The sequence below is a fragment of the Dolichospermum compactum NIES-806 genome (genome assembly GCF_002368115.1).
Classification (GTDB): domain Bacteria; phylum Cyanobacteriota; class Cyanobacteriia; order Cyanobacteriales; family Nostocaceae; genus Dolichospermum; species Dolichospermum compactum.
In genome coordinates, this window is the sequence record NZ_AP018316.1 from 469484 (window position 1) to 489451 (window position 19968).

22 protein-coding genes are annotated in these 19968 nt (G+C 40.3%); 14 read left to right on the forward strand and 8 right to left on the reverse strand.

The window, feature by feature from the left end; translation table 11 throughout:
• Positions 1-121 precede the first annotated feature (121 nt).
• From pgeF to gshB, 8 genes are all read left to right on the forward strand, one after another.
• Positions 122-901, forward strand: a complete 780-nt coding sequence (gene pgeF / locus CA730_RS02080; RefSeq protein ID WP_096671223.1) for a peptidoglycan editing factor PgeF — start codon at positions 122-124, stop codon at positions 899-901.
• Positions 902-1192: 291 nt separating this feature from the next.
• A complete protein-coding gene (locus tag CA730_RS02085; protein WP_096663344.1) occupies positions 1193-1438 on the forward strand; it encodes a Calvin cycle protein CP12 in 246 nt (81 codons plus the stop codon).
• A 222-nt stretch (positions 1439-1660) separates the two neighbouring features.
• Positions 1661-2251 (forward strand): DUF3177 family protein, encoded by a 591-nt coding sequence (locus CA730_RS02090; RefSeq protein WP_096663347.1) that lies wholly within the window; start codon positions 1661-1663, stop codon positions 2249-2251.
• Positions 2252-2357: 106 nt separating this feature from the next.
• On the forward strand, positions 2358-2657 hold the full coding sequence (locus CA730_RS02095) for a DUF7734 family protein (RefSeq protein WP_096663350.1): 300 nt from the start codon (positions 2358-2360) through the stop codon (positions 2655-2657).
• Positions 2658-2750: 93 nt separating this feature from the next.
• Positions 2751-3866, forward strand: coding sequence for a cobalt-precorrin-5B (C(1))-methyltransferase CbiD (gene cbiD, locus CA730_RS02100; protein WP_096663354.1), 1116 nt, complete (start codon positions 2751-2753; stop codon positions 3864-3866).
• A gap of 303 nt (positions 3867-4169) precedes the next feature.
• Positions 4170-5792 carry a glutamine-hydrolyzing GMP synthase gene (gene guaA / locus CA730_RS02105; protein ID WP_096663357.1) on the forward strand — a complete coding sequence of 541 codons (1623 nt, stop codon included), beginning with the start codon at positions 4170-4172 and terminating at the stop codon, positions 5790-5792.
• 164 nt (positions 5793-5956) lie between these two features.
• Entirely contained in the window at positions 5957-6217 is a 261-nt protein-coding gene (gene grxC, locus CA730_RS02110) for a glutaredoxin 3 (RefSeq protein WP_096663360.1), read from the forward strand.
• A 116-nt stretch (positions 6218-6333) separates the two neighbouring features.
• Positions 6334-7296, forward strand: coding sequence for a glutathione synthase (gene gshB / locus CA730_RS02115; RefSeq protein WP_096663363.1), 963 nt, complete (start codon positions 6334-6336; stop codon positions 7294-7296).
• Between the two features lie 160 nt (positions 7297-7456).
• On the opposite strand, the gene ftsZ is transcribed toward gshB, so the two are convergent.
• Positions 7457-8755: a cell division protein FtsZ gene (ftsZ, locus tag CA730_RS02120; protein ID WP_096663366.1), complete on the reverse strand. Its 1299-nt coding sequence runs from the start codon at positions 8753-8755 to the stop codon at positions 7457-7459.
• Positions 8756-9263: 508 nt separating this feature from the next.
• Here ftsZ and CA730_RS24050 point away from each other — a divergent pair.
• Entirely contained in the window at positions 9264-9515 is a 252-nt protein-coding gene (locus tag CA730_RS24050; protein ID WP_157749899.1) for a hypothetical protein, read from the forward strand.
• 205 nt (positions 9516-9720) lie between these two features.
• Here the strand turns inward: CA730_RS24050 and CA730_RS02125 are convergent, their stop codons facing one another.
• Complete coding sequence (locus CA730_RS02125) at positions 9721-10662, reverse strand: cell division protein FtsQ/DivIB (RefSeq protein ID WP_096663369.1); 942 nt, start codon at positions 10660-10662, stop codon at positions 9721-9723.
• A 46-nt stretch (positions 10663-10708) separates the two neighbouring features.
• Positions 10709-11071: a hypothetical protein gene (locus CA730_RS02130; RefSeq protein ID WP_096663372.1), complete on the reverse strand. Its 363-nt coding sequence runs from the start codon at positions 11069-11071 to the stop codon at positions 10709-10711.
• Between the two features lie 616 nt (positions 11072-11687).
• Here CA730_RS02130 and psbO point away from each other — a divergent pair.
• The 5 genes from psbO (at position 11688) to psaI (ending at position 17584) form a co-directional block, all read left to right on the forward strand.
• Complete coding sequence (psbO, locus tag CA730_RS02140) at positions 11688-12518, forward strand: photosystem II manganese-stabilizing polypeptide (RefSeq protein WP_096663378.1); 831 nt, start codon at positions 11688-11690, stop codon at positions 12516-12518.
• A gap of 1067 nt (positions 12519-13585) precedes the next feature.
• Positions 13586-14491 carry a hypothetical protein gene (locus tag CA730_RS02145; RefSeq protein WP_096663381.1) on the forward strand — a complete coding sequence of 302 codons (906 nt, stop codon included), beginning with the start codon at positions 13586-13588 and terminating at the stop codon, positions 14489-14491.
• A gap of 2 nt (positions 14492-14493) precedes the next feature.
• Positions 14494-14742, forward strand: a complete 249-nt coding sequence (locus tag CA730_RS02150) for a hypothetical protein (protein ID WP_096663384.1) — start codon at positions 14494-14496, stop codon at positions 14740-14742.
• 224 nt (positions 14743-14966) lie between these two features.
• The gene (locus CA730_RS02155; RefSeq protein ID WP_096663387.1) at positions 14967-17345 is read left to right on the forward strand and encodes a hypothetical protein; all 2379 of its coding nucleotides are present in this window, start codon (positions 14967-14969) and stop codon (positions 17343-17345) included.
• A gap of 98 nt (positions 17346-17443) precedes the next feature.
• A complete protein-coding gene (psaI, locus tag CA730_RS02160; RefSeq protein WP_071992853.1) occupies positions 17444-17584 on the forward strand; it encodes a photosystem I reaction center subunit VIII in 141 nt (46 codons plus the stop codon).
• Positions 17585-17870: 286 nt separating this feature from the next.
• Here the strand turns inward: psaI and CA730_RS02165 are convergent, their stop codons facing one another.
• The 5 genes from CA730_RS02165 to CA730_RS02190 all read right to left on the reverse strand — a co-directional run bounded on the left by CA730_RS02165 (position 17871) and on the right by CA730_RS02190 (position 19875).
• A complete protein-coding gene (locus CA730_RS02165) occupies positions 17871-17990 on the reverse strand; it encodes a photosystem II reaction center protein J (RefSeq protein ID WP_071604787.1) in 120 nt (39 codons plus the stop codon).
• A 229-nt stretch (positions 17991-18219) separates the two neighbouring features.
• Positions 18220-18339 (reverse strand): photosystem II reaction center protein L, encoded by a 120-nt coding sequence (locus CA730_RS02175; RefSeq protein WP_015081482.1) that lies wholly within the window; start codon positions 18337-18339, stop codon positions 18220-18222.
• Between the two features lie 9 nt (positions 18340-18348).
• Positions 18349-18486: a cytochrome b559 subunit beta gene (gene psbF / locus CA730_RS02180; protein WP_010997987.1), complete on the reverse strand. Its 138-nt coding sequence runs from the start codon at positions 18484-18486 to the stop codon at positions 18349-18351.
• A gap of 9 nt (positions 18487-18495) precedes the next feature.
• The gene (gene psbE, locus CA730_RS02185; protein ID WP_027404718.1) at positions 18496-18744 is read right to left on the reverse strand and encodes a cytochrome b559 subunit alpha; all 249 of its coding nucleotides are present in this window, start codon (positions 18742-18744) and stop codon (positions 18496-18498) included.
• 111 nt (positions 18745-18855) lie between these two features.
• Positions 18856-19875, reverse strand: a complete 1020-nt coding sequence (locus tag CA730_RS02190; protein ID WP_096663390.1) for a photosynthesis system II assembly factor Ycf48 — start codon at positions 19873-19875, stop codon at positions 18856-18858.
• Between the last annotated feature and the right edge of the window lie 93 nt (positions 19876-19968).

The window sequence follows — 19968 nt, forward strand, 5'->3', positions numbered from 1 at the left end:
ATTGAGAAAATTCTTCTTTCTTCCTCCGAACTCCGAACTCCGAACTCCGACCTCCTGACTCCTTCTTCCTGCTATAGAATTGATTGAAGGTTATGAATTGTCTATTGAGGTTTGGTTAAAGATGCACACTTGGCAATGGCACAATTGGGAAGGTCTACCTTACCTAACTTGCAATCTTCTAGAACCCTGGTCTCATGGTTTCTTTACCCAACAGTTTTGGCCACGCTTACCTCATGAGCTAACTTCGGTTCTACAACCAGATGCTTTAGCTTATCGCTTGAAACAGGTACATGGCAATACTGTTTTAACTCCCCAAGAAGTTGATGATCATGTCAATATCAGTGATGATGATTTGGCGTTGGCAGATGGTTTAATTAGTCATCAACCTTTACAATCTGTGTGGGTGGCTTCTGCTGATTGTACACCTGTGTTAATTGGCGATGTCAAGACTGGACAGGTGGCGGCTTTACACGCTGGTTGGCGAGGTACAGCGGCGAAAATTGTGCCTGAAGCTATTGCAAGAATGCGATCGCATGGTAGTAATTTAATAGATTTGCGAGTAGCAATGGGTCCAGCTATTGCTGGGGAAGTTTACCAAGTCTCCGTGGAAGTGGCGGCGGAAATTGGCGGTAGCATTATACCAGATGGTCAACCAGAAAAAGTGGTTTCTGCTTTACACGATTTACCTAATTCACCTTTGCTTCGAGATCCAGAACCAGGAAAGGTGCGTTTAGATGTGCGTCGGGTAAATGCTTTACAATTGGAACAATTAGGATTTAGTGTAGAACAAGTGGCAATCGCTCCCTATTGTACTTTCCAAACTCCAAAACATTTCTTCTCCTATCGGCGAGAAAAAGAGAAAAAGGTGCAATGGTCAGGAATAGTGAGTGCAGGTAAATAATCAACCTACAAGCCAGTATATTCAATCACAATTTCTCAGAAAATGCTTACAAACGATCTTCCAAGTCTGTATTCAAAATGAAGATCATGCAAGTTATAGGTATAACAGCTTATCATATTCATGGGATAATACTCTAGATATATCTCGCTCAATTAGCAAAAAGCCTATTGAGGAGATACTACCCAGCAGAATTATCACCAAAAGTGTAAAACTAGTAATCTCAGAGACAGAAAACTACAATTTTCAAACTTTTTCTATACTAGTATAAACAAAACATAAAGAGACAAAATCATGACTAATATCCAAGAAAAAGCCACTACCGAGATCCAAGAAAAAATCCAAAAAGAAGTTGAAGAGGCTCGCGCTGTATGTGATATCTCAGGTAGCAACTCCGCTGAATGTGCTGCGGCGTGGGATGCTGTAGAAGAATTGCAAGCTGAAGCTTCTCACAAACGTCAAGTTAAACCCAAAAACTCTTTAGAGCAATACTGCGATGCTAATCCAGAAGCAGATGAGTGTCGTCTGTACGAAGATTAAAACCAGGAGTTGTACCTGTTTTATTGAGTGATAATTTTTTGGGATATCAATGGCTTTAAGCACCATTAATCAATGGATTTGAACCAGACGGGGAATAAACTCCCCGTTTTTCACGTGGGAACAAAGTCCAGTCACTAAACAAACTTCTTTGTTGAACGGCTAACGCCACGCTAAACTATCAAATATCTATTCACAAATTTTTCTATTTTTTTTATTGACTTTATGACACAAGTATGGTTTAGAGCCTATGTTTGGATGGACTACCGACTGGCGTTATTATTTACGCTGATTATTCCTTTAATTCTTCTGGTTTGGACATTTGTACAAAAAGCCGAAGGAATGCAGCGCTTATTAATGATTTACTGGCGAGTAGCTAGTTTGTTAGCTATTAGTATGTACTTGATGATTGGTGGTTTCGGAGTCAGTTTTATCTCTGCTTTAATGGCGCAAATTCTCATTCCTATAGCGCTATGGTTTTGGGTAGACATCAATGACGAAATTGACTATTATCCCAATAGTCCATTAAAACTGATTTTTACTTCTTGGCGTTGGGCAACAACAGTTTATTGTAGTTTAGGGGCAATAGCTCTTCTACCTTTTTTGGGGTGTGCTTTTTCAGGAACTGCTCTCAAAACCCCTTACTGTAGCGTTTGGTTAGAAGCACCATTATTATTTAAAGACTATTTTCACCACAATAGCAAACCTGCTTTTCTCGGATTTTTGGGGATAGTTACTTTAGCAATTTACGTAGTTTATTTAAGTTATTTTGTCGCTGTTAAACTTGGCAAATATGGACGTTCAGCTACACATTAAGCAATTGCAAATTTAGTAAGAAGTTAGAAAAAACTCTTACCTGTGATTATTCCGATGAATAAATCATCCACATCAAACTAATTACAAAAATCATAGTTCCGACTGCATGAATAACTCTATTAGCAAAAGACTGGAACAATATACCATTAAAAAATCGCAAGAAGTTCTCATTATTAATGTAGAAATTGATGGTGAACCAGATCAAATTGCCGTGTTTAAAGGCTTTTCTAGTTCTTTGATGCGTCCAACTGCTTATGATCCCGATGTCCCGGTGTTACCAGATACCGCTATAATTATCACAATTGACCGCATAGCAAGTCCCTATAATCCTGACTCACCGCGTTATCTTCAACAAGATATTTCTTGGGAAGATATGCAGGTTTTATTATCAGAAGTTGGGGTTTAGAATTGGTAATTGGTAATTGGTAATTGGTAATTGGTAATTGGTAATTGGTAAGATTTTTCGGGAATTTTGAATTGTTAATTTTAAATTGTTAATATGTCCAGTTCTGGATACACTTTACCTGTTTTTGCTTGTGCTGCTGCGGTTGCGGCTTTGCATTGGTTACGCCATCATCAATCTTTGCAGATTACTACTGTAGACTTAATTGAACCTGCGGAAATTGCCGAAATACCCATTGAACAAGTAGCGGGAATATCGGAAAATCAGGCTTTAGGAATGACTCGCAGTAATCCGGGTGATAATCTAGATTTAACGAAGAATACGCCGATTTGGGCTGTAGTGGCATGGTATGAGGGAGATGGAGAAACAGTAATTATTCAGGGTGGAGAGGGAATTGGTAAACAACTTAATGGTGAGGGAAAAGCGGCGATTTATGGTTATGCTCAAAGGTTATTAACAGAAAATTTACAGCGATTATTAGCACCGACGGAAAAAATCAAGGTAACAATTATTTTACCAGAAGGGCGATCGCTCGCAATTCGGACTTCTAACTCTGCTTTTGGGGTAGTGGAAGGACTATCCTTACTAGGAACAACAGGGATTTCTCAACCTTTAAGTACACCAGATCAATTATCAGCTTTCCGCGCTGATTTAGCAGCAAAAGCCAGTCAATTTTCCACTTTAGTCTTTTGTATTGGCGAAAATGGCTTAGATTTAGCCCAAAAACTCGGTATCAACCCCGCACAAATGGTAAAAACGGCTAACTGGTTGGGACCCATGTTGATAGCGGCTGATGTTTTAGGTGTAAAAGAAATTTTATTATTTGGTTATCACGGTAAATTGATGAAACTAGCGGGGGGAATCTTTCACACTCATCATCATTTAGCTGATGGTCGGCGGGAAATTCTCACAGCCCATTGCGCCATGCTAGGATTAAATTCTCCAGATATTCAAACCGTTTTTCACAGTCCTACAGCAGAAGCAGCATTAAAATATCTGAGAAGTCTAGATATTAATACTGGGAGTAATTGGGTAAATCAGATTTATAACTCCATTGCGGAAACAATTGATACGCGCACCCAAGCATATATGGATAGCCACAATGAACAAGGTAAAACCATCATAGCCTGTGGTTCTGTGCTTTTTGACCGCGATCGCCAAATCCTGGTTAAAAGTAAAACTGGTTGTATGTTACTGGAAAAATTGTGCTAACTTAATAAAAATTATCCTAATACCAATTTTATGTAAAGCCAGCACAGAAATATGAAATCCATTAGTTAATTCATCCGTCTTTATCTGCGTTTATTTGCGTTTATCTGCGGTCAATTATTCTTGAAATCTTATTCAATGCAGCTTGATCTTAATTTGGTATAAGTATCTCAAATAAATATTTTTCAAACCTAAACTATGATTTGCATGATTAATTTATCTGTGATCACTGATAATTATTAATCACAAAAATCATCAAAATCACAGTTTGTGACTTCTTGTCCTCCACGAAACACTTTCTCTACCATGAATACAGCGGTGACTCTACCAACAGTCGAAACACCCCAAACACAGGAAAATTTTGGGAACCTTAAAGGTCAAATAATTGTCATTTTAGACTTTGGCTCTCAATATTCTGAATTAATTGCCCGTCGTATCCGCGAAACACAAGTATATTCAGAAGTTATTTCCTATCGCACCACAGCAGAACAGTTACAAAAAATCAACCCCAAAGGGATTATCATTTCCGGTGGTCCAAACTCCGTATATAGCGACTACGCCCCCCATTGTGACCCAGAAATCTGGAAATTGGGAGTACCCATTCTTGGTGTTTGCTATGGAATGCAACTCATGGTTAATCAACTGGGTGGAGAAGTAATCAAAGCCGAACGGGGTGAATACGGTAAAGCATCTCTATATATAGACGATCCTACAGATTTATTAACTAATGTCGAAGAGGGTACAACCATGTGGATGAGTCATGGAGATTCAGTCATAACCATGCCTTCCGGCTTTGAACTACTGGCACATACTGATAATACTCCCTGTGCAGCGATCGCTCACCATGATAAAAAACTCTATGGAGTCCAATTTCACCCCGAAGTTGTTCACTCTCAAGGTGGTATAGCCTTAATTCGTAACTTTGTTTACCATATCTGTGACTGTGAACCAACTTGGACAACAGCCGCTTTTGTCGAAGAATCAATTCAGGAAATTCGCGCCAAGGTAGGAGACAAACGGGTATTGTTAGCATTATCTGGCGGTGTAGACTCTTCTACTCTGGCTTTTCTCCTGTATAAAGCTATTGGTGAGCAGCTAACCTGTGTATTTATTGATCAGGGTTTCATGCGAAAACTAGAACCCGAAAGGTTAGTAAAGTTATTTAAAGAACAGTTTCATATTCCCGTAGAATATGTTAATGCCCGCGAACGATTTATCTCTGCTATCGCTGGAGTAACCGATCCCGAAGAAAAGCGTCGCCGCATCGGACATGAGTTTATCAGTGTTTTTGAGGAAACATCAAAAAATCTTGGTCATTTTGATTACTTAGCTCAAGGCACACTTTATCCAGATGTAATTGAATCTGCTGATACCAATGTTGATCCAAAAAATGGTGAACGGGTAGCAGTGAAAATTAAAAGTCATCACAATGTGGGTGGTTTACCAAAAGACTTGAGATTTAAACTGGTAGAACCACTGCGGAAACTATTTAAAGATGAAGTTCGCAAAGTCGGGCGTTCCATTGGTTTACCAGAAGAAATTGTCCAACGTCAACCATTCCCCGGACCTGGTTTAGCCATTCGCATTTTAGGTGAAGTCACCTCCGATCGCTTGAATATTTTGCGAGATGCTGATTTAATTGTTCGGCAAGAAATTAATCAACGCGGTTTATATAATGAGGTTTGGCAAGCTTTCGCGGTTCTATTACCCATTCGCAGCGTTGGTGTTATGGGTGATAAACGCACCTATGCCTATCCCATTGTTTTACGGATTGTTACCAGCGAAGATGGTATGACGGCAGATTGGGCGCGGATTCCTTACGATGTTCTAGAAGCAATTTCTACCCGCATTGTGAATGAAGTCAAAGGGGTGAACCGTGTGGTTTATGACATTACCTCCAAACCACCTGGAACTATTGAGTGGGAATAGGTGATTGGTGATTGGTCATTGGTCATGGGGAAGAATGTTTGACCCATTACCCATTACCCATTACCCATTACCCATTACCCAGTCCCCAGTCCCCAGTCCCCAGTCCCCAGTCCCCATTCACTTAGGTCTAAAATTAAGAAGTATTACGTTTAGTTGAGAATATTATGGCTGCAAAAGTAGAAATTTACATTTGGACAACTTGCCCGTTTTGTATGCGTGCTAAAAGTCTACTGAAAAGCAAAAGTGTTGATTTTATCGAATACAACATTGATGGAGACGAAATAGCAAGAGATAAAATGTCCCAAAGAGCTAATGGAAAACGCTCTTTACCACAAATTTTTATTAATGATGTTCACATTGGTGGTTGTGATGATATCTACGCTTTAGACCGTCAAGGTAAGTTAGATGAGATGCTAGTTTCTTAAAATATTGTGGATTAGATCCCCGACTTCTTGCTCTCCTTTTCCCTGAGATGAATAAATTAATTGGAGAAGTCGGGGATATTTAATATGAAAACTCATAGATAAAAGAGGTATAAAGGGTGAAACTAGCTTTTATTATTGATCCCATCCATCGGCTTGATCCATGCCATGATACTAGTGTTGCTTTGATGGAAGCAGCGCAAATTCTAGGACACGAAATTTGGATAACTCAGGCAAATTTGCTGAGTGTTATTGATGGTAAAGTTTGGGCTGTCTTGCAGCAGGTAGAACTTGTTCCCGTGGAGTTACTAGAGGGGCGTTGGTTAGCTGTTAATCCTTGGTTTAAATTAAGCCCTAGTGCTTTTACTCCTTTAGAAACAATGGATGCCGTATTTATGCGGACTGATCCACCTGTTAATGATGCTTACCTTTATGCTACTTATATTCTAGATTATATTGACCAAAATAAAACTTTGGTGATCAATGATCCAGCAGGGATTCGTGATGCTAATGAAAAAATGTATGCTCTCCAATTTAGGGAATGTATTCCCGAAACCATTGTCAGCGCTAACAAACAAGTAATTAAGCAGTTTGTGGAAGCGAAAGAGGCAACAATTCTTAAACCACTGGGGAATAAAGCGGGAGAGGGAATTCTATTTTTACAATCAGGCGATCGCAATTTTAATTCCATTGTCGAACTTAGCACGCTCCAAGGTCAAGTTCCCGTTATGGTACAAAACTATTTACCCCAAGCCAAGGAGGGAGATAAACGGATTATCTTACTCAATGGTGAACCCATAGGTGCGCTCAATCGTCTTTCTAGTGGTAGTGATTTTCGCAATAACATGGCCACGGGTGGCACAGTTGCTCAAACCACCATTACCCCAAGAGAACAGGAAATTTGTCGCCATTTAGCCGCAAAACTCCGGGAAGATGGCTTAATTTTCGTGGGGATTGACGTAATTGGTGGCTACCTAACGGAAGTTAATGTCACGAGTCCCACAGGCATCCGGGAAATTGACCGTCTTAATGGTACTCACCTTGCCCATCAGGTCATTCAATGGGTAGAAGCTAATAAATAGTCAGGGGGCAGGGGGCAGGGGGCAGGGAGCAGGGGATAAATTTATTTACTTCCTTCCTCCTGCTCGCAACTGACAACTGACAACTGATAACTAACAACTTGTATACACCAGCCTCAACTGAGACTGTGAATTTAATCTAAAATCTCATATCTACTATCAGTTAATTTTTTGGTGGTGTTCGTCGTCTTTGCAGAAAATCGGGAATATCCAAAGAAGGTTTTTCTTTTGGTTGTTCTACAACTGGACTGGGGTTATTGACAGGTTGTTGTAGTGGTGAGGGTCTTCTGGTAGTTGTGGGAGTAGGTGTGACGACTCTAGGGGTAACTACAGTTTGTGCTGATGGAGGTTGAATGTCTCCCGTAAATCCAGTTGCAATCACAGTAATTCTGACTTCTCCTTGCAGTCTGTCATCAATTACCGCCCCAAAAATAATATTGGCATTAGGATCAACGACTTCATAGATTGTTTCCGCCGCAGCATTAACTTCATGAAGGGTCAGATCACTACCACCAGTGATATTAAAGACAACTCCTCTAGCTCCTTCAATGGAACATTCTAACAAAGGTGAAGAAATTGCCGCGATCGCCGCTTCTCTAGCTCTAGACTTGCCCGAACTCACACCAATTCCCATCAAAGCCGATCCCGCATCAGCCATCACAGCCCGCACATCAGCAAAATCAACGTTGACCAATCCAGGAATGGTAATAATATCAGAAATTCCTTGCACACCTTGACGCAATACATCATCAGCATAGCGAAAAGCTTCTTGCACAGGAGTTTGTTCAGGAATCACTTCCAACAACTTATTATTGGGAATAATAATTAAGGTATCTACCCGACTTTTCAAGCCTTCAATCCCTTGTTCTGCTTGGCTAGTGCGTCTACGTCCCTCAAAAATAAATGGCCGAGTCACCACACCAACCGTAAGAGCGCCCATTTCCTTGGCTATTTCTGCCACAATTGGGGCTGCACCTGTACCTGTACCACCACCCATACCAGCAGTAATGAATACTAAATCTGCGCCTTCTAAAGCAGTAGCAATTTCATCACGAGATTCTTCCGCCGCCTTTTGACCAATTGCCGGATTTCCACCCGCACCCAGTCCTCTAGTTAATTTTTGTCCAATTTGCAAGCGGCTAGGAGCGCCCGCTAAAGTCAAAGCTTGAGCATCAGTGTTAATTGACCAAAACTCAACACCGGACACATCAGACTCAATCATGCGGTTGACAGCATTACCACCACCACCACCGACACCTATCACCTTAATATTGGCAACACGGCCTGGCACAATTTCACCAATACCGCTATTTTCAGAAGAAATTCTCTTGCTATCCTTCCCTTGGGCGAAATTTAGCCCAGAGTTACTAAAGGGATTATTGGAGTTAACAGCCGGAGAGAACCCTAGTTGTCCCGGAGTTTGAGAGTTATGAGTCAGCCCTTGGTTATTATCAAGTGTCATTGGATTTGTGAAAGGTATATAAACGAATTTTTTCGGTGTAATTCACCTAAGAGTCAACTAAGTGCCAAAATTTATCTTGGCAGCGGATTTTATTTTTTTTACTATTTCCCAGCCTACATGATGGCAGGTAAGATGTGGTAATTTGTCCATGAAAGAGGTATAAAACCTCAGTTGTAGAGTCAGATATTCAGACTATTGCCGGCTAACCCTGTTACTTATGGATTGTTGATTAGCTTTACAGTTTATGATCTGGCAACTGCCAAGATAGTTAAGACATCAATTGATTATGAAACTCTTTTGATCACAGGATTTTACTCAGTGATTCCTAACTTATGTAACTCCTTCCCCCTATTCTTAAAAAGTATAGTTCCAAAAAGTATAGACATTGATTGATCTCATCCTTTTTATCAGCAACAGATTAATTCAACAATAGCGTTAGCTAAACTTCTCCGTAGCTCCCACTATAACAAAACAACCCTATCTATGGATTTCAAGCTGTTGGAACTGCTTGACAGCAGACATTCAACGGGCTATTAACTGTTTGATAGAGCTTAATGCTAGTACCGCCGGGCGTTCGTCAAAAGTCAAAAGTAATATTGAGCAAGCTTTTTGGCAATTGAGAATGGTTCATTCACTTAACCGGCAGTGTACTAGTACCGCCGGGCGTTCGTCAAAAGTCAAAAGGAATATTGGGCAAGCTTTTTGGCGATTAAGAATGGTTGATTTATTTACGCCGTGCTGTACTAGTAATAATTTTTAATAACCTCCCCACGTTTTTTGATGAATGTTTTTTAGTTACTAATTTTACAACTTCTGGCATGATTTTGTAACTAATGGCTAAAGAATCCCATATCTATATGTGTAATATATACCTAATTTACAAAAATATGAAATTAGTAGTTTAAATGATTTGTCTGTTGAGCTAGGCACAGGCAGAAGGAGGTAGAAAGCAAAAATGTTGATTGTCAACGGATTGGTGTTTTGTTCAGTAAGTCTGATTTCTTGATAACTAAGCCTGATTTTTTTTGATTCATTTGTACTAATGGAATAGCAGGATTTTTGAGATCAATGTAATCTATATTACTAGGATTAACTTCATTTGGTAAACGGCGCATTTGGACAAGTGCTTGAATTTGTTTAGTTAATCTACTGCTAGGGCTACCTAAATGCACATTTCCTAATTCAGTTTTCAAAATTAAATTTGTAGGATCTTGAAAATTAATTTCCGTCACCTTGAGAGAACTGCTACTGATAGCTTCATAAAGTTGCGTCCAGAATGGCTTGTATTGAGCGATCACCCCAATGACTATGAGTCGAGGTAATTTCGCCTTGGGGTTAATGGAGATATAGGTTGATAAAGGCATCCATACACCACCAGCGTCTAACAAACCCAGTTCATTTTGTTTGTTAGCCGTACCGCTATTTTGTAAACAAGACTTAACCTCAGTAGACTTACCCGTGAAAGCCGGATTCAGAACACAACTAGTGACCGTTTGATCTGTAGTTACTTGAGCTATAGCTACCGGTATTCGTTCCTGGATTTCAATAATTAAACCAGGAGGTAATAAACGACGACTAACCGTAGCTTGGGCAATATTCGGTTGTTTTCTTAAAGAATCAGCAATCAGGGAAGGTTCAATTCGCCATAAAGACTGGGGAGACGACAACCCCAACAATGAATAAATATCCTTTTGCGTCAAAACTTGACCACCGGATTTAATCACTATTTGCCCCGAATCCTTTAACACCCACATCGGTTGGATTGCCCCCCAGAATAAAACCGCAGCAAATCCAGTTACAGCCAGCGTCCGCCAAATAGCCTGAAGAATTTTGAGTTGTCGCTGCCGACGTAATTTTTGGCGGCGTTGAGCTAAATTTGTCCGAGAAACTGATAATATCCCAGCCATTGTTTTCCTCTTATGAATATCAATCCAATCTACAAGATAAATTGAACTATTCTAACGAGCCATCAATTTTGAAAACATTATGAGTATAGTTGGGAAGAACATCCTCATCACTAACTTCCTCCGACAAATTTACTAACAAAGCTTGTACTCGCATTCGCGCAATATAAGGCCAACCACCCTCAGACTCAATATCTCGAAGCAGCGAGTATAATCTTTGGCGATTAGTCGGCAAATTTTCCTGAAACACCCCATCCCGAATTTCTTTGTGCAACTTTTCTAAATGACGTAGCAAAGCCAATAATGCAATCACATCTCCTTCACAGTTCTGAGCTACATCTTTAACCGCACCGGAAATCGCCTGTAGCTGGCAGGACAAATCCCCAGATGCACAATTTTGATCATGGTTCATGGAACGTTTTACTCCATAAAACTAATACGATACTGGAAAAGTCCTTAAATTGATCAACAAAAAATTCATACAGCAGAATTCAGAGTCCCCAAGTCAGGAGTAAAACTGGCTTAATGGGTTTGAATTTAGATCCTGTACCTCATTAATCTGCAATCTGCTGTATATAGTGGTCAGTAAGTTGGCGTTAAAAATTGTCGTGATCGCAAGAAAACAAATTTTGGGCAACTTTACTTTTCTTTACATATTTTGATGATCTTACTTCCACCTACTCAGCACCCCTACCTCCTGAATATATAACTTTCTCACTATTCTCAGGTAACGAGAATCCTTGATGGTAAGGTAGAGAAGGCTTTTCCATGATTTGTGCTGTACGGCAGCCAAATTTAACCACTAGAGCGCTTTGATTTTGAGTTAAAAAAAATCGTATGATCTGGCTAATTTCCCTATCCAAACACTCTTGTTGTATGTCCTGAAAACACATACATCATCCAAAATGGATGTGGTTCGCTGCTTAGTCTATGGTTTGAATTCCCGACTCAGGAACGCATTGCGTCCAAGTACGTTTACTAAAGCAGTTTGACAACTTAGATATTAATTTTTGAGATTGAGGTTAACCATGAGGTATCGCGCTTTAATTGTTGCTTTCTTGGCTCTATGCTTAGGGCTAATCACCGCTTGCAGTGATGAACCTTCCACCAGCGTCCGTGATGTACTCACCTACGAACAAATTCGCGGCACCGGCTTGGCTAACAAATGCCCCCAACTAGCAGAAACTAGTCGTGGTTCAATTGCTATTGATCCGAGCGTGAAATATAGCATCAAAGAACTTTGTTTAGAACCAACCAGTTTCTTTGTTAAGGAAGAACCTGCCAACAAACGTCAAAAAGCAGAATTTGTACCTGGTAAAGTTATGACTAGATATACTTCTACTATTGATCAAGTACAAGGTCAGCTAACCAGTAATGCAGACAAGAGCTTAACCTTTAAGGAAGAAGATGGTCTTGACTTCCAAGCTATCACAGTTAAACTTCCCGGTGGTGAACTAGTACCCTTCTTATTTACCATCAAAAACTTAGTTGCACAAACACAACCTAATTTAACTAGCATCAATACGTCCACTGACTTTGAAGGAACTTTTAAAGTACCTTCCTATCGTGGCGCTGCTTTCTTAGATCCTAAAGGTCGTGGTGTTGTCAGTGGCTATGATAACGCTGTAGCTTTACCAGCCGGATCTGATAATGAAGAATTGACCCGTACTAATGTTAAACGTGCAGAAATTCTCCCAGGTAAAATTTCCTTACGAGTAGCCAAAGTAGACAATACTTCTGGTGAAATAGCTGGAACTTTTGAAAGTGAACAACCTTCTGATACAGATTTAGGTGCAGGTGAACCTAAAGAAGTGAAGATTCGTGGTTTGTTCTACGCACGTATTGAACCCCTTTCCTAAATATTGATACAACATCATAGGAGCGTATACTGTATAAATATTTTAGCAATTTAGTAACTTAATATACCTCCATGATGTTGAAAATGAATTCAGAAGTCACAAGAATTGATTTGTGATAATCACCCCAGCCAAGATGTACTCAGCTATTAATGTGCATCTTGGTTTTTTTCTGGGAAAACTATGGCTGTTGACTATTTATGTAAATTCACTGACCTAAAATTTTATTTTATCTTTATGTTTTCAGGTTTGAGATAAACTTAACTATTTAATTACATAATATTACTTATTTAATCAAAAGAAGGTAGCAGATAAACAAAAATAATCTCAGCATCAAGCTTGATCATCATCAACTATCTTTAATCGCAATCAACTAGTACAACTCAATTTGGGACTAGTCAGAGTTTCTCGCCAAGTTAAAAAAGGCTTAGATTTGTTGAAAAAAATTATGGTTGGTGCGACAGAAGATTAGTTATGGAATAGGATTACGAAATATCAAAATTTAGGTTATAAAGAGGACAGAATTAAGACTGTGGTCTAAAACAAGGGCTGATCAGCAACATTTTATTCCTTTGACACTCTCAGGGCTAAAGCCGCTGAGATTCTTGGTTCAACGAGTCCACTTAGCTTAGACCCCTTGCGGTATCTAAGTCAGAGGTGGTTCTCTCCCCAAGCGTTAATTTTCCTCCCGCCCGGAGGTAGTTGCATTGCTGCAAATTTTGATTGAGTTTAAATTCTGTGTTGTCTAGCTCCCATGAAGATTTTACCTATTCGGAGGGCAGTCACTATAACTATGGAATAGAACCCCATATCAACAAGAGTCAAGGACCAGAAAAGCCGTTAGGCCGCTAGGTTTTTAGACAGGTTGATTACCGTTCCTGTTGTGAACAGTATAACACCATTAAGTACAAAGGCGATGAACTTTTACGTACTTTAACCAATCTTTACAAAAAAACTCTATGCGGTTAAAACCGCACGAGTCGCTTATATCTCAGGTCTAAAGACACTGAGTTTTACGCTTACCGGATGTCTCTATAAACAAACTTTCCTATAGTTTTTAAGAACAGCTAATGAGTAAAAATTCCCATATTGCTGCCGCAGCTATTTTAACAACCTTGGTACTTACTGGATGTACTATAGGTGAACCACCAACAGCTACTAATCCTGCCAGTCCTCAATCAAATCCTGGTCTTCAAGTAACTACTCCGAAACCGGCACAGCCACCATCTTTGACTCAACCTTTTAATAATCCTCTTATATCTAGTAAACTACCCGTGAGTTCTGGTTCAGTTGACAGTTTGATTCAACCAACAAATGGTACGGAGCGTTTGTTGGTGGTACAGAAAGGAAGAACTGATCCTTTTGGGCAAATTGTGGAGTCAATAGGTGTGACAAAAACTAAGCTTCCTGGTCAGAAAATTGCTGTTCCTAAATTACCTCCTTTACCTACAGCAAGTCAGCCAAAACCAATAAAAACAATAGCAACTAAACAACAAGTCTCCCCGAAAGCACCAACCCAGCCTGTAGCAACTAAACCAGCAATTTTGTTACCCAAAAAACCACTACAGATCGCAGAAAAACCTTGGATAAGACCAGTTTTACCGGCGGTTTTGGCTGGATCTGTATCGTCTCCTAAGCTGAAGACGATATTACCACCGGCGCCACAACCAGAGACGGCTAAAGGTGTGATTGTGACTGGTGTAATTTTAATTGGTAAAGTACCTCAAGCAATTGTGCAAGTACCGGATGAGCTAACTAGTAGATATGTACAACCAGGACAAAGACTGGTGAATGGGGTGTTGGTAAACCGCATTGAAATGGGCAAAGGTGCTAATCCGACTGTGATTTTGGAACAGTACGGTGTTGAAGTTGCTAAACAAGTCGGGGAACAACCAGTTAAGGTATCTAAACCAGCTACTACAGCTTCTGTGGGTAATCCTATTTCGGTGGGAAATCCTGTGGGGGCGGCTTCATAGCTATGAATTTACAGGAGCAAATAACATTTGCTGGTTTACCATTGGCTGTATATCGGGAAGTGGCGGCGCATCTTCGTCAGGTGGTAGGTGTGGAAGTGGGACTAATTCCGCAAACATCTGTGGAGTTTGATTACAACCAAAGTCAAGTTTCTGGCTTATGGGTTTCATGGACACCAACTGCTGATGCAGAAAGTCGGGAAAGGTTTAAACAGATAGTGGCTTATTATCAAAATCGCTATAGGTTGCTATAAACTGGAATGAAATTTGATGATGTTAAGTTGTTGGTTAGCAAATAACTGACAACTGACAGTATGGCTAACGCCACCCTACGCTATCGGCTGACGCTCACGGCGAAGCAACTGACAAATGACAACTAGATATTAACTTGGGTTAAGAGAAGATAGAACGGTTAAACTGACAGGCAGGTTAATGCAAAATATTTATTGGCTGCTCTTAGGTTTAGGCTTTATTGATAATGGAAAACTGGCAATTTCTGATACAGAAACAGGGAGATCATACTTGGCGCACGTTGGAGTCGTCAAATTTGAAGGTTTGGGCAGGTAATTACCGAATTTTGGCTCGTTCTGGTCTGAATAATACGGATGTTGATGTGCGAGTCACCCATATATCTATTGATGAGGTTCCACCGAAACGGAGACTTCTCAAGCGATCGCGCCGGACTAATAGTGAAGGACTGATGGCTGTAATTCCTTTTACCCACTTTAAGCCAGGGATTTGGGAATTGCGATGCTCTGGAGATATTATGTCAGATATGCTGGGTCAGTCCTGGCAACGCACCCTCATTATTCACGTATCACCCCTAGAAACTAGCGCTGCGCTGCCTCCTCAACTGGTTGAGGAATCTGATCTAGCTGTGACGACTGAGGCTGATACTGAAGTCAGTATTGTGATGAATCACGGTACTCCCGTCTGGTTTAAGGGGGAAACAACTGAGCAAATTTTACAAAACTTATTAGATTTAGCTTTACCTGAAGATGAACCCTTACTAGATGAGGAGACTATTGAAAATGCGCCGACTTTACCACCACCTCTACTACTGAATCTGAGTTTAGATCAAGATACTTATATTGTTCCTTGGGGGGACAATTTTACGATTCATGGTGATGTGGAAGTAAATGAAATAGAGAATCTGGCAGATGAAGGATTTTCTATGGGGGGACTTTGCCAACTCCGGCTAGAAATTGCCTTGCGATCGCCTTTAGAATCCAAAATTCTCAACCGGATTCAGCAACCATTAACAAATCAAGTCTTACCTTTTGGTTTTAGCAGTCTGATTCATATTCCCCTCAACTGTGAATCTAAGTTACTTTTAGCCGATATTAATTTATATGGTGCATTAACTGATGTTGGTGAGGTCATACTCTTAGCCAATCATACCTTCACGATTACAGCCGACGTCACTGAATTACTAGCACGACAAACTTTCCTATCCCCTTCTCGTCAAAATTTACCAGAAACAAATCCACCGGTTAAGCCTCAGCCCTCTGTTAAAATTCGATTAGAACTTTTTAATGTAGCTAAAACGCCAAATTTAGCCCAGTTTCACATTTTAAAACCTTCTCCAAACCGACCTTTACCACCCCAGATTAAACCTCTGGTATCCTTGAAAGTTTTTTCACCACAATTACCAAATTTACCTCAAAATTCCACACCTGATATTACTACTGATTCTCAACCAGACTCTCTGGCAAAAACCCTGGCTATTCATCCAATTGATTTGAAAAAGTTGGCAATTAAACCGATCAACACTACTTTACCTTACTTGAAACGGTTGCGGGTTAAGCGGACTCCAGGGGAAACAGTCACTGATCAGTTAGATGTTGCAGAGAAAGAATTAGCGCCTCTGAAAAAATCGCCACTTTTACTGCCTGTAGGAACTTCATCAGTAAAAATACCGCAATCACCAATTGATGATCTGCCACAGACTGATGAGTCTAGGCTGGAGGACACATCCTATGCGGAATTAATCGCGGAAATTGTGGCGGGGGCGATTGCAGATGGGGAATTGAATATGGTTGATTCTCAGGAAAATTACTTAATTCCCCAGGAGGAGGAATTGAATGTAGTTGATTCTCAGGACAATTACTTAATTTCCCAGGATGAGGAATCGAATGTGGTTGATTCCCAGGAGGATTCCCCTCTCTTGCAACAATGGGTAGACAGCCAAGGATACTTATTAATTGAAACTGTGTCTGAAGAATCCTTAAACAAGGATGCTGATGAGGAAATAGCAACTCAGGTAGATTCTATTGCTGACAATCTTCTTTTAGAACTTAATGAACCGGAAATAGTCACTATCACCAGTTCAATCACAACCCAGCCTGGATGGTTGTCTCAAGAAATAGTTATAGATGATCTGGTGGTGACAGAGGATGGGGATAGCTTGGGTGATGAAGCTATAGAGGATGATAATTATTCTCTTGTCCCGGAGGATAAAGCTACACCAGAGAAATCTGGCGTGATGATGGAGTCTTTACCAACTCCCCAATTGTCTTTAGCAGAAGGTGAACTTATTGCTGGTACATCTGTAATGGTGCGTGTAAAAATACCCGAAGTTTCATCTGCGGTAGCTGTTAAGTTATGGGTGGAAGATTACCAAACTCGGAGTCTCCTGGATGGACCACATATTCTGTCAGATTTACGTTCTAATCCTTGGGGAGAAGAAGAAACGGCAATTTACCTCAAAGTTCCTTTTGGCTGCTTAGAAATTCGGTTATCGGCGATCGCTCTTGATCAGACTACTCAGCAGGAAAGTGACAAATTCACGATTATTAAGACAGTAATTCCCCCTAATTTACCAACCATAGAAATGGATGAAATGTTGGGAATGTAAAAAGCTGTGTTAAAAATCTTGATAATTTGGCAAATTAGGGAGGGTTTTGCAGTAAGCTCAATTTGAATTGTAGTAAGACTTTACAGGACTTTAATTCTATGTCAAGTTCATTTTTGCCTACTATTTTGGCTTATTCCTCTTTTTTACCCTCTATCCTCGTTCCCCTAACTGGCTTGGTTTTACCAGCAGTTATTTTCGCATTTTTGTTTTCATACATTGAAAGCGAAGATATTGCTTAATTAGGAGATGAGTAATTGGTTGCTTGATTTTTCTCACCAATTACTTATTTACAAACAAAACCGCCTAACTCATTGATTTAGGCGGTTTTTATAGCGATTTTTGCAAAAGAAGTTCAGAAATGATAATCAAGCAAAAATCCAGTCTTTTGTATTTCTAATTGCTATCTTCTCTCAGAATAGTAGTTACCAGGTAGGTGAGAACAGCGATTGGTTAAAAAAGTCATAACACAACAGACTTTCAAACGGCCTATTCCCTGTTCATTATTCCCTGTTCCCTGCTATGAGATTACATTGAAGAACCAATTCCTGCGTAAGATCCATAAAAGAAAATACCTACAACAGTTATTACACCTAATCCTGCGATCGTAGCGACGACCCACAGGGGAATTCTTCCACTTCCAGACACAGTTTTTTCCTCAGTTACAAAAATTGTCAGTTGTCGGTTGTCAGTTGTCAGTTGTCAGTTGTCGGTTGTCAGTTGTCAGTTGTCAGTTGTCAGTTGTCAGTTGTCGGTTGTCGGTTGTCGGTTGTCAGTTGTCGGTTGAGAATATTCTTTCTGTAACTTGTTACCTATTACCTATTACCTATTACCTATTACTTATTACCTAACTAGCAACTGACGTTAAAAAGACCAGTTAGTTAAAGAAGTAACTGGAAAATAGAATTCCCAGAACGAAGACTAATAGTAGTCCTAGATAGAGAGAGGTACGGTTTAATTCAACCGGTTGTTGATTGGGATTAGGCGTTCTTTCCATGATTAACTCCTAGCGTTGAATAAACTGCATTGAGGCGATCGCGCCCAAAAAGAATACAGTAGGGACAGCTAAGGTATGCACAGCGATCCATCTGACTGTAAAAATGGGATAGGTAACTGGTTGATTGATGTTATTACCGCTAGTCATGATCTCAAATTATTTTCCAATAAAGGTTTCTACTTGTTTTTTTGCGTCAAAACGATCACTTACAATTGGCACTTCTTGACGGACTTGAGTAAAATACTCATTAGGACGAGGTGTGCCAAACACATCATAAGCCAGACCAGTGCTGACAAATAACCAACCAGCAACAAATAATGCGGGAATGGTGATGCTGTGAATTACCCAGTAACGAATACTGGTAACAATGTCAGCAAACGGACGTTCTCCAGTGGTACCTGCCATTTATTTCACTCCCTTATCAAAAACTATTATTGAGTTTATTATCCTACAAAGTTTAGACAGAGTTACAACTTACAACTTTCTTCTGGCGAATACATCCATAGTTGAGTGTAATTAAGCCGCTGAGGCTGTTGTTGCCTCTGGTTTGGGGTTATATTTGAGTAAAACACCGCGATCGCCAATGATAAAGCCTTGATCAGGGCTAAAAAATACAATTTTGTAAAGATTAGCTGCAACTGTTTCGACATCACGGTCTTTTTCCCAAGTTTTACCGCCATCAGTGCTGCGGAGTAAATTACCGCTACCACCACCGACCCAAATTTCCTCAGGTGTCCGATAAGCTAGATCCAGTAAACCCCAACTCGTGGACAACTCTGGATATTCTACCTCTAACCACTCTTCAGGTTTAGTCGGATCACTAAACTGCACCTGACCACCCCGTGCTAACAACCACATTTGTCCATCGTTAGTAAAACCCATATTTTCCAAACGACGGGAACTATTGCGGTTATGCGGTTGCCAAGCATTTTGACCAGGTTCCCAAGTAGAGTAAAAACTCCCTTTAGCAGAAACAGCGATATACTTGCCATCAGGCGATCGCTCCAAATTCCGCACCACACCAACAGCCGCTTCCAAACTGGCTTTCCAGTTTTGACCACCATCTGTAGTTTGATAAATAGCCCCCACATCAGTGGCCATTTCCGCCGCATTTTCCCCTGTTGCCGTCACAGAAATGGGACTACCCGGTAACTTTTCGCTTAAAGCAATCCGTGACCAAGACTTACCCTCATCAGTCGTATGCAGCAATAGAGAAGGTTCTCCAGCAATCCAACCTTCCTGACCAGAGAAACTCACAGAGTTAAAGCGATATCGAGGATCATCCAACTCTAATTTTAGCGATCGCCAATTCTCACCACCATCATTAGTTTCTAAGAGAGTGGCATTACCACCCACCAAATAACCATGTTGAGAGTTACCAGTAAAGCCAATATCTAGCAGTTTCGCATCTGTGGGAACATTAATCACTTGCCAGGGATTGTAGCTAATAGAAGACACACTACTACACCCAATACAAGCGATAACTACTATTAATGCGGCAACAAATTTTTGCCACTTTTTAACAATTGAGTGCATCAGTATTACTGAGGTTTTCCTAAATTTGGTAGATTTTTGTCGAATTCCCCGCAAAGGGAAGTTCTTTCTGTTCCCTGTTCCCTGTTCCCTGTT

Coding starts and splice junctions, on each gene's coding strand:
- CA730_RS02190 (WP_096663390.1), bottom strand. CDS start 19,875: ATGCACTCAATTGTTAAAAAGTGGCAAAAATTTGTTGCCGCATTAATA.
- CA730_RS02095 (WP_096663350.1), top strand. CDS start 2,358: ATGAATAACTCTATTAGCAAAAGACTGGAACAATATACCATTAAAAAA.
- CA730_RS02125 (WP_096663369.1), bottom strand. CDS start 10,662: ATGGCTGGGATATTATCAGTTTCTCGGACAAATTTAGCTCAACGCCGC.
- CA730_RS02155 (WP_096663387.1), top strand. CDS start 14,967: ATGGAAAACTGGCAATTTCTGATACAGAAACAGGGAGATCATACTTGG.
- cbiD (WP_096663354.1), top strand. CDS start 2,751: ATGTCCAGTTCTGGATACACTTTACCTGTTTTTGCTTGTGCTGCTGCG.
- psbF (WP_010997987.1), bottom strand. CDS start 18,486: ATGACTAGCGGTAATAACATCAATCAACCAGTTACCTATCCCATTTTT.
- CA730_RS02145 (WP_096663381.1), top strand. CDS start 13,586: ATGAGTAAAAATTCCCATATTGCTGCCGCAGCTATTTTAACAACCTTG.
- guaA (WP_096663357.1), top strand. CDS start 4,170: ATGAATACAGCGGTGACTCTACCAACAGTCGAAACACCCCAAACACAG.
- psbE (WP_027404718.1), bottom strand. CDS start 18,744: ATGGCAGGTACCACTGGAGAACGTCCGTTTGCTGACATTGTTACCAGT.
- CA730_RS02090 (WP_096663347.1), top strand. CDS start 1,661: ATGACACAAGTATGGTTTAGAGCCTATGTTTGGATGGACTACCGACTG.
- psbO (WP_096663378.1), top strand. CDS start 11,688: ATGAGGTATCGCGCTTTAATTGTTGCTTTCTTGGCTCTATGCTTAGGG.
- pgeF (WP_096671223.1), top strand. CDS start 122: ATGCACACTTGGCAATGGCACAATTGGGAAGGTCTACCTTACCTAACT.
- CA730_RS02130 (WP_096663372.1), bottom strand. CDS start 11,071: ATGAACCATGATCAAAATTGTGCATCTGGGGATTTGTCCTGCCAGCTA.
- CA730_RS02085 (WP_096663344.1), top strand. CDS start 1,193: ATGACTAATATCCAAGAAAAAGCCACTACCGAGATCCAAGAAAAAATC.
- grxC (WP_096663360.1), top strand. CDS start 5,957: ATGGCTGCAAAAGTAGAAATTTACATTTGGACAACTTGCCCGTTTTGT.
- CA730_RS02175 (WP_015081482.1), bottom strand. CDS start 18,339: ATGGAAAGAACGCCTAATCCCAATCAACAACCGGTTGAATTAAACCGT.
- ftsZ (WP_096663366.1), bottom strand. CDS start 8,755: ATGACACTTGATAATAACCAAGGGCTGACTCATAACTCTCAAACTCCG.
- psaI (WP_071992853.1), top strand. CDS start 17,444: ATGTCAAGTTCATTTTTGCCTACTATTTTGGCTTATTCCTCTTTTTTA.
- CA730_RS02150 (WP_096663384.1), top strand. CDS start 14,494: ATGAATTTACAGGAGCAAATAACATTTGCTGGTTTACCATTGGCTGTA.